General features: G+C 57.2%; 4 protein-coding genes and 5 pseudogenes. 7 read left to right on the top strand and 2 right to left on the bottom strand.

The annotated features are described in order from the left end of the window. The coding region (locus ACMX3H_RS09685; protein WP_415210122.1) for a transposase domain-containing protein at positions 1 to 106 on the top strand (106 nt) is incomplete at its 5' end. A gap of 26 nt (positions 107 to 132) precedes the next feature. Further along, positions 133 to 804, top strand: a pseudogene (locus ACMX3H_RS09680) (hypothetical protein); the annotation flags it as partial. Between the two features lie 184 nt (positions 805 to 988). Here the strand turns inward: ACMX3H_RS09680 and elyC are convergent. Next, entirely contained in the window at positions 989 to 1,762 is a 774-nt protein-coding gene (elyC, locus tag ACMX3H_RS09675) for an envelope biogenesis factor ElyC (RefSeq protein ID WP_415210661.1), read from the bottom strand. A gap of 386 nt (positions 1,763 to 2,148) precedes the next feature. Between elyC and ACMX3H_RS09670 the strand changes: the two are divergent. Further along, positions 2,149 to 2,429, top strand: a pseudogene (locus tag ACMX3H_RS09670) (ATP-binding protein); the annotation flags it as partial. A gap of 120 nt (positions 2,430 to 2,549) precedes the next feature. Next, positions 2,550 to 3,161, top strand: a pseudogene (gene deoR, locus ACMX3H_RS09665) (DNA-binding transcriptional repressor DeoR); the annotation flags it as partial. Positions 3,162 to 3,316: 155 nt separating this feature from the next. Here the strand turns inward: deoR and typA are convergent. Next, the gene (gene typA, locus ACMX3H_RS09660; protein WP_415210660.1) at positions 3,317 to 5,128 is read right to left on the bottom strand and encodes a translational GTPase TypA; all 1,812 of its coding nucleotides are present in this window, start codon (positions 5,126 to 5,128) and stop codon (positions 3,317 to 3,319) included. A gap of 368 nt (positions 5,129 to 5,496) precedes the next feature. Between typA and glnA the strand changes: the two genes are divergently transcribed. The 3 genes and pseudogenes from glnA to ACMX3H_RS09645 all read left to right on the top strand — a co-directional run. Next, positions 5,497 to 6,915, top strand: a complete 1,419-nt coding sequence (gene glnA, locus ACMX3H_RS09655) for a glutamate--ammonia ligase (RefSeq protein ID WP_415210659.1) — start codon at positions 5,497 to 5,499, stop codon at positions 6,913 to 6,915. 138 nt (positions 6,916 to 7,053) lie between these two features. Then, positions 7,054 to 8,104 (top strand): annotated as a pseudogene (gene glnL / locus ACMX3H_RS09650) (nitrogen regulation protein NR(II)). Positions 8,105 to 8,112: 8 nt separating this feature from the next. Further along, positions 8,113 to 8,742: pseudogene (locus ACMX3H_RS09645) on the top strand (response regulator); the annotation flags it as partial. Positions 8,743 to 8,884 lie beyond the last annotated feature (142 nt).

Here is an 8,884-nt window from a genome sequence, read left to right as displayed (position 1 = left end):
GGAGCCGGAAGCGTATCTGCGCCATGTGCTGGCGATTATCGCGGATCATCCCATCAACAAAATCAAAGAGCTCCTGCCGTGGAACCTCACCATCCCTGCTGAATAACTGTCAATACGGCGCTGGGCGTACGCTTACTTTTATCGCAACATCCCCCCTACAAAGAGCTGCTGCTAATGGAACGACTGCGGGGGGCGTGCCGGTCGAGGCGCCGACCCGCACGCCGGAACGCTGGCAGCAGCTTCAGGAGCAAATCGTCGATGGCATCCTCGCCTGGCACCGGATCGACAGCCACGGCCTGGTAGGGACCGTCGACAGTACACAGGAGAATCGCTGGCCAGCATGGTATTCACAGCGGATCGAGGTGATCTGATCGACCCTGAGTTGAGTAAAGTCTCGGCGCCGTTGCTTTCCCATGACGATCGGGTATTGCTGTTCCGTACCCTGCAGTGTTTGCCGCGGCTATTTGACGACTTCAGCGAGGGCTGTGTGCTGGTACACGGCAACCTGTCGCGGCGCAGTATGCTTAAGGATCCCCGCAGCGACCAGCTGTTGGCGATGTTGAACCCGGGTACGTTGCTGTGGGCGCCGCGGGAATACGATCTTTCCCGGCTGAGCGACGAAGGAATGAGCGAAGCGCTATTGTTTCATTATCTCAGCCGTGCGCCGGTGGCGGAAGCGTTTCTTTGCCGACGCTGGCTGTACGCACCATCTGGGAGGCGGTGGCGCGCTATATTCACACCGGCCAGCTGGACCACGACCTGTTCGTGTGTGCGGGACGCGAGCTTATCCCGTGGCTGGACTAAAGCGGGAACGAGCGGCGCCACGAGGCTGACAGAACGAAAGGCTTAGCGCCGATGGGTGTTCAGGGCGACCCGGGGCGGCCAGTGTCCGGCCAGCAAGCATGCCGCCGTGTCAGCAAAGCGACATGGCCGGGCCGCTAGGTCGCTGCCGCTGCGTTAGTAAGGTGATATTGCCGCGTCGATCCGCTTATTTCCTTGCGGCGGCATCCTTGACCGGCGTCGGGCCGCCGTTCCCGGACGGCGCGGCGCGATCCCCTATGCCCAGCAGCCGTTGCCAGACTTGGCCGAGGGTTTCATACCAGACGCGCTCGCTGTGGCCCAGCCACAGCGGCGAGGGCAACATTTTCTCCTGCGGCTGCAGGGGGCTAGCGATCGCGAGCTGATTTGCCGGCACCGGCAGCGGCTTCAGTCCTGCGGCGGTAAAGAAGCCCATCGCCCGCGGCAGATGATTGGCTGAGGTGACCAGCATCAGCGGCGCTTGCCCGACCAGCTTGGCGACGCTTGCCGCTTCCTGACGGGTGTCCCGCGGGCTATCCAGCACCACAATGGCCGATGCCGGCACCCCCAAACTCTGCGCCACGCGGGAGGCGGCCTCGGCGCTGCTGACGGGATTGCCGGGCGCGGCGGCGGCGGTAAACACCATCGTCGCGCCTGGGTGGGCGCGCCATTGGCGGATCCCTTCCGTCAAGCGCGGTAAGCTATTGTTAATCAAATTGGCGCTGGGCGGCCAATGGGGATTCCAGGTATATCCGCCGCCCAATACCACAATCCACTTTACGCTTTCGCCGCGGGGCTGCCACGTGGGATAATGGGCCTCCAGCGGGGCCAGCAGGCGATCGGCAACCGGCTGCAGGCTCAGCGCCAGCAATAACAGCCAGCCTACGGACAGCAGCAGCCTGGCGATTTTCGGCCCGCGGTTTAGCCACAGCAACACCAGCCCNNCNMYCWTCACCARYRSCAGCNAGMMGSARCNSTAMCNNTAANAACAGNNWMMGCMGWTNGAAWWWWTGTAAGCGMCCCGTGGAGGACGTCTTGAATTATTGGTGGGTTTGTTGTATGGCCCGGTAAGAATATGTTCCACTACGATGCCTAGTGAACCCGCATCCTATAAGGGACGGCTGTCAGATCATGGATAATCCGGCGATGATAATGTCCACTTAAATTTTAATGGACACTATCACAAACTTCAGAACCACTAATTTCATATCACTCAAACCGGGATGGAAATAAAAGTTATTAAAATAAATACAATGTGAAAATGCAATGAGCATAAGCGTGTAACGTAGGTTTACTGTCTCATACAACAAACCCACCAATAATTCAAGATGTTCTCCACGGGGCGCTTACAAAAAAATAGAGTTACTGCTCTTGGACGACTTGGGCCTGGAATCAATGAGTCCGATGCAGGCAACGATGCTGTTGGAGGTGATGGAAGATCGTTATGACAAAAGTAGCAGCATCCTGATCAGTCAACTGCCGGTAAAAAAATGGTATGGACTGATAGAAAATCCCACGACAGCTGACGCGTTACTCGATCGGCTAGTACACACCCCAGCTATCGACTGGAACTTAAAGGCGAATCACTACGCAAAGAGCAAGGAGTAGCCAGCACAGAAAAAATAGACTAAAACCGAGTTAGAAGATGAGCGAACACGTGATCGAATATCACTGGAATGGGTGATCGGAAAATATCGGAATAACTGATCGGATGTCGCCGGAACAGATGATCGGATACGTCGGAATCTGCACTTGGCGTTTCCGAGATGACCGTCAGCCGGGATTTAAGCGCTGAATTGGCGTCGGTGGTCCTGCTTGGCGGCTATGTGGTCACCGCGCCGCACAACAACGCGGTGGCGCTGGTCGAACCGGACGAAACGCTGTTTTTCGATTGCGGCACCACCACGCCGTTTATCATTGACGCCATTGATGACGATCTGGCGTTTACCGCTGTTTGCTATTCGCTAAACACCTTTTTGGCGCTGCGGGAAAAACCACGTTGTAACGCCATATTGTGCGGCGGGCGGTATCACCTCGCCAACGCCACCTTTACGCCGCTGACGACCCATTCGCAGCTTGATGATATCTGTCCTACCAAGTCTTTCTTCTCCGCGGCGGATCTGTGCCTGCAACGCGGCGCCACTTGCTTCCATTTCGATGAACTGGCGCTGAAACAGCGCGCGCTCGCCATGGCGCAGCACGCTATTCTGGTGGTCGATCACGGTAAATTCGATTACGTACGCCCTGCCCGTATTGGCCCGCTAACCGCATTTTCAGCGTTAATTACCGATAGACGGCCAGCCCAGAAATTCGTTGATTACTGTCGGCAGCAGGTCATCATGCTGCGCTATGACGGGATGTAACGCCGACGACTCGCCGTTGTGATAGAAGGCGGCCAGCCAGGGTAGCGGAACAGGGCTGACGCCGGTCCCGGCGCGGTGGCGGGCGGCAAAAAAAATGCCGGTTGACCTGAGTCAACCGGCATCGCGGTCTCGGTTCGCCCGGCGGGCGTCAGCCGTTATGAGCGATTAGCGCGCTTACGCTCGTTTTCGGTCAGATAACGCTTACGCAAACGGATCGATTGCGGCGTTACTTCCACCAATTCATCATCATCGATGAATTCCAACGCCTGTTCCAAAGACATCTTGATCGCCGGCATCAGGGTGGTGGCTTCGTCGGTACCGGAAGCGCGCATGTTGGTCAGCTTCTTACCGGTCAGACAGTTCACCGTCAGATCGTTGGAGCGGGTGTGAATACCGATAATCTGGCCTTCATAAACTTCCGCGCCGTGGCCCAGAAACAGACGTCCGCGATCCTGCAGGTTGTACAGGGCGTAAGCCACCGCCTTGCCCTGGCCGTTGGAGATCAGCACGCCGTTCTGGCGCTGGCCGATTTCCCCAGGACGCACGTCGTCGTAGTGGCTGAAGGTGGAATACAACAGACCCGTGCCCGAGGTCATGGTCAGGAAATCGGTACGGAAACCAATCAGCCCCCGGCTCGGAATCACGTAATCCAGACGGATGCGGCCTTTACCGTCCGGCAGCATGTCGCGCATCTCGCCCTTACGGATGCCCATGGCTTCCATGACCGGCCCCTGATGCTGCTCTTCAATATCCAGCGTCACCGACTCAAACGGCTCTTGCTTGGCGCCATCGACGGTACGGAAAATGACTTTCGGCCGGGAAACGGCGATCTCGAACCCTTCGCGACGCATATTCTCGATAAGCACCGACAAGTGCAGCTCGCCGCGGCCGGAAACGCGGAAGGTGTCCGGATCTTCGCTTTCTTCCACGCGCAGCGCCACGTTGTGCACCAATTCTTTATTCAGACGTTCCAGGATCTGGCGGGAGGTAACGTATTTCCCTTCTTTACCGCAGAACGGCGAGGTATTGACGCCGAACGACATGGAAACGGTCGGTTCGTCAACCGTCAGCGGCGGCAGCGCTTCAACCTGAGCCGGATCGCAAATGGTATCGGAAATATTCAGCTCGCCCAGCCCGGTGATCGCGATGATATCGCCGGCTTCAGCCAGTTTGGATTCGATACGCTGCAGGCCCATATGGCCCAGAACCTGACCCACTTTACCGTTGCGGCGTTTGCCTTCGCTGTCCACCACCGTCACGTTCTGGTTGGGTTTCACCGAGCCGCGCTTGATGCGGCCGACGCCGATAACGCCCACATAGCTGTTGTAGTCAAGCTGGGAAATCTGCATCTGGAATGGCCCGTCGACGTCGACCTTCGGCGCCTCGACGTTTTTCACGATGGACTCAAACAGCGGGGTCATGTCGTCGGCCATTTCTTCATGTTCCAGACCGGCGATACCGTTCAGCGCGGATGCGTAGACGATCGGAAAATCGAGCTGCTCGTCGGTGGCGCCCAGGTTGACGAACAGATCGAAGACCTGATCCACCACCCAGTCGGGTCGCGCGCCGGGGCGGTCAACTTTGTTAATGACCACGATAGGTTTCAGACCATAGGCGAACGCTTTCTGCGTCACGAAACGGGTCTGGGGCATCGGACCATCCATGGCATCGACCAGCAGCAATACCGAGTCAACCATCGACATCACGCGCTCAACTTCGCCGCCGAAATCGGCGTGTCCCGGGGTATCGACGATGTTGATACGGTAGTCGCGCCAGTTGATGGCGGTATTTTTAGCGAGGATGGTAATCCCACGCTCTTTCTCCAAATCATTGGAGTCCATCACGCGTTCGGTTGCATCGTTGCGGTCACCGAGCGTGCCGGATTGTTGCAACAATTTGTCAACCAGGGTAGTTTTACCATGGTCTACGTGCGCGATGATGGCGATGTTACGCAGATTTTCGATCACAACTTTGCCTCAGGCATTAGAAATAGCACGTTATTGTACACGTATTAGGCGAGGGACTAAACAAGATCCGTCGTTCTTGGCGATTGCGTCATTTTGCGCGCCGCCGCATCCCTGTCCCGGTGCAAAATTTCATCCCGCCCCACCCTATGCACCAAAATAGTGCCCACCTTTTCGTCAAATGCACTAATATGGTTCAATCCGGCCAATCTGGTGCAGCAACCCGTGCAGCAAAAGACAGCGGCACAGCGTTTCGCGCCGGTTTGGCAATGTTGGCACAGTTTTAGCTTTAGACTATGCAAGCCAGAAAATTCAATCCATAGGCGTTCGTTCCACGACGACGACAAGCAACATCCGGGAGAATATGAGTTATGTCCGTTGAACAAGTCATGTCGATGCTTAAAGAACATGAAGTAAAATTCATCGACTTACGTTTCACCGATACCAAAGGTAAAGAGCAGCACGTTACCATTCCTGCGCCGGTCAAAAAAGAAGAGGTGGATGACTTCTTTGAAGAAGGCAAGATGTTCGACGGCTCCTCCATCGGCGGCTGGAAAGGCATCAACGAATCCGACATGGTATTGATGCCCGACGCATCCTCCGCCGTGATGAATCCGTTCTATGAAGAATCGACGCTCATCATCCGCTGCGACATCCTTGAGCCGGCAACCATGCAGGGCTACGATCGCGATCCTCGTTCCATCGCCAAGCGTGCGGAAGACTTTCTGAAATATTCCGGCATCGCCGATCAGGTGTTGTTTGGACCGGAGCCCGAATTCTTCCTGTTCGACGACATTCGTTTCGGCACCTCGATTTCCGGCTCGCATGTGGCAATCGACGATATCGAAGCGGCCTGGAACACCGGTAAAGCTTATGAAGGCGGCAACAAAGGCCACCGTCCGGGCGTGAAGGGCGGTTATTTCCCGGTGCCGCCGGTGGATTCCTCACAGGATCTGCGCTCCACCATGTGCTTGACCATGGCGGAAATGGGCCTGGTCGTGGAAGCGCATCATCATGAAGTGGCTACCGCCGGCCAGAATGAAGTGGCTACCCGCTTCAACACCCTGACCAAAAAAGCTGATGAAATCCAGATCTACAAATACGTCGTGCATAACGTTGCGCACGTATTCGGTAAAACCGCAACCTTTATGCCCAAGCCGATTTTCGGCGATAACGGTTCCGGCATGCACTGCCATATGTCGCTGAGCAAAGACGGCAACAACCTATTTTCCGGCGACAAATACGGCGGCCTGTCCGAAGCGGCCCTGTTCTATATCGGCGGCGTAATTAAGCACGCTAAAGCGATCAATGCCCTGACCAACCCGACCACCAACTCCTACAAGCGTTTGGTCCCGGGTTATGAAGCGCCGGTCATGCTGGCTTATTCCGCCCGCAACCGTTCCGCCTCCATCCGTATTCCGGTGGTTGCCAGCCCGAAAGCACGCCGTATCGAAGTGCGCTTCCCGGATCCGGCCGCCAACCCGTACCTGGCGTTCTCCGCGCTGCTGATGGCCGGCCTGGACGGTATTATCAACAAAATCCATCCTGGCGACGCCATGGATAAGAACCTCTACGATCTGCCGGCGGAAGAAGCCAGCGAAATCCCAACCGTGGCCGGCTCCCTTGAGGAGGCATTGAACGCCCTGGATGCGGATCGCGAGTTCCTGACCCGCGCTGGCGTATTCACCGACGACACCATCGATGCCTATATCGCGCTGCGCACGGAAGAAAACGATCGCGTACGCATGACGCCGCACCCGGTGGAGTTCGAGCTGTACTACAGTGTTTAATCGCCCGAGTTTTTTGTTGCCGTGGAAACTTCAGCCCATCTCCGGATGGGCTTTTTTCTCCACCAAACCTGGCGCGCAGCCATGCGCAATCACCGATAACCGATCGCTTTGTACTAACTGAGTGCGGGAGACTGCTAAATGGCAACCGGCACACTGCCCGAAGCTGGGCAGATCCTTAATTCGTTAATCACCAGTATCTTGCTGCTGGATAATGATCTGGCGGTGCAATACGCCAACCCGGCGGCGCAGCTGCTGCTGGCGCAAAGCTCACGTAAGCTGTTCGGCACCCCGCTGCCCGAACTGCTGGGCTATTTTTCCCTTAATGTCGAGCTGATGCGTGAAAGCCTGGACGCCGGCCAGGGGTTTACCGATAACGAAGTGACGCTGGTGGTGGACGGCAGGGCGCACATCCTGTCGCTGACCGCGCGGCGGCTGCCGGAAGAGACTATTCTGATGGAGCTGGCGCCGATGGATAACCAACGCCGCCTTAGCCAAGAGCAGCTTCAGCACGCTCAACAGGTCGCGGCGCGGGATCTGGTGCGCGGCCTCGCCCATGAGATCAAAAATCCCCTCGGTGGACTGCGCGGCGCGGCCTAGCTGCTGGCCAAGGCGCTGCCCGACCCGGCGTTGACGGAATACACGAAAGTGATCATCGAGCAGGCGGATCGGTTGCGCAACCTAGTCGACCGCTTACTGGGTCCCCAAGAGCCCGGGATGCACGTCACGCAAAGTATTCATCAAGTCTGCGAACGGGTGTTTAAGCTTGTGTCGCTTGAAATGCCGGATAATGTCACCCTGGTGCGGGATTATGATCCCAGCCTGCCGGAGTTGACCCACGATCCGGATCAGATGGAGCAGGTATTGCTGAATATCACCCGCAACTCGCTGCAGGCGCTGGGGGGGGGAGGGCGGCACCATCACCCTCAGAACGCGTACCGCCTTCCAGCTGACGCTGCACGGGGTATGTTACCGGCTGGTGGCGCGCATTGATATCGAGGACGACGGCCCGGGGATCCCGGCGCAATTGCAGGATACGCTGTTTTATCCCATGGTCAGCGGCCGTGAAGGGGGCACCGGCCTGGGCCTCTCCATCGCCCGCAGTCTGATCGATCAGAATTCAGGAAAGATTGAATTTAACAGTTGGCCGGGACATACCGAGTTTTCGGTATACCTGCCTATTCGCCAGTGAGGTTCTGTATGCAACGAGGGATAGTCTGGATCGTCGACGATGATAGCTCCATCCGCTGGGTGCTTGAACGCGCACTCACTGGAGCCGGGTTGACCTGCACCACCTTTGAAGGTGGCAGCCAGGTGCTGGACGCGCTCGCCACCCAAACGCCGGACGTGCTGTTGTCCGATATTCGCATGCCCGGCATGGACGGGCTGGCATTGCTCAAACAAATCAAACAGTGTCACCCGATGCTGCCCGTCATCATCATGACCGCCCACTCCGATCTGGATGCCGCAGTCAGCGCCTATCAGCAAGGGGCGTTTGACTATTTACCTAAACCGTTCGATATCGACGAAGCGGTGGCGCTGGTGGAACGCGCCGTCAGCCACTACCTGGAACAGCCGCCGCCGTCCCGCAGTCAGCCCGCCAGCGGCCCCACCGTCGACATCATCGGCGAGGCGCCGGCGATGCAGGATGTGTTCCGCATTATCGGTCGGCTGTCGCGCTCGTCTATCAGCGTCCTTATCAACGGCGAGTCCGGCACCGGCAAAGAACTGTTGGCCCACGCCCTGCATCGCCATAGTCCACGCGCCAAGGCGCCGTTTATCGCGCTCAACATGGCGGCGATCCCGAAGGATTTGATTGAGTCGGAATTATTGTAAGCGCCCCGTGGAGGACGTCTTGAATTATTGGTGGGTTTGTTGTATGGCCCGGTAAGAATATGTTCCACTACGATGCCTAGTGAACCCGCATCCTATAAGGGACGGCTGTCAGATCATGGATAATCCGGCGATGATA

The organism is Sodalis sp. (in: enterobacteria) (assembly GCF_047607725.1).
Taxonomy (GTDB): domain Bacteria; phylum Pseudomonadota; class Gammaproteobacteria; order Enterobacterales; family Enterobacteriaceae; genus JBLKSS01.
This window is presented reverse-complemented; position numbering and strand designations above follow the sequence as displayed.

Coding starts and splice junctions, on each gene's coding strand:
- glnA (WP_415210659.1), top strand. CDS start 5,497: ATGTCCGTTGAACAAGTCATGTCGATGCTTAAAGAACATGAAGTAAAA.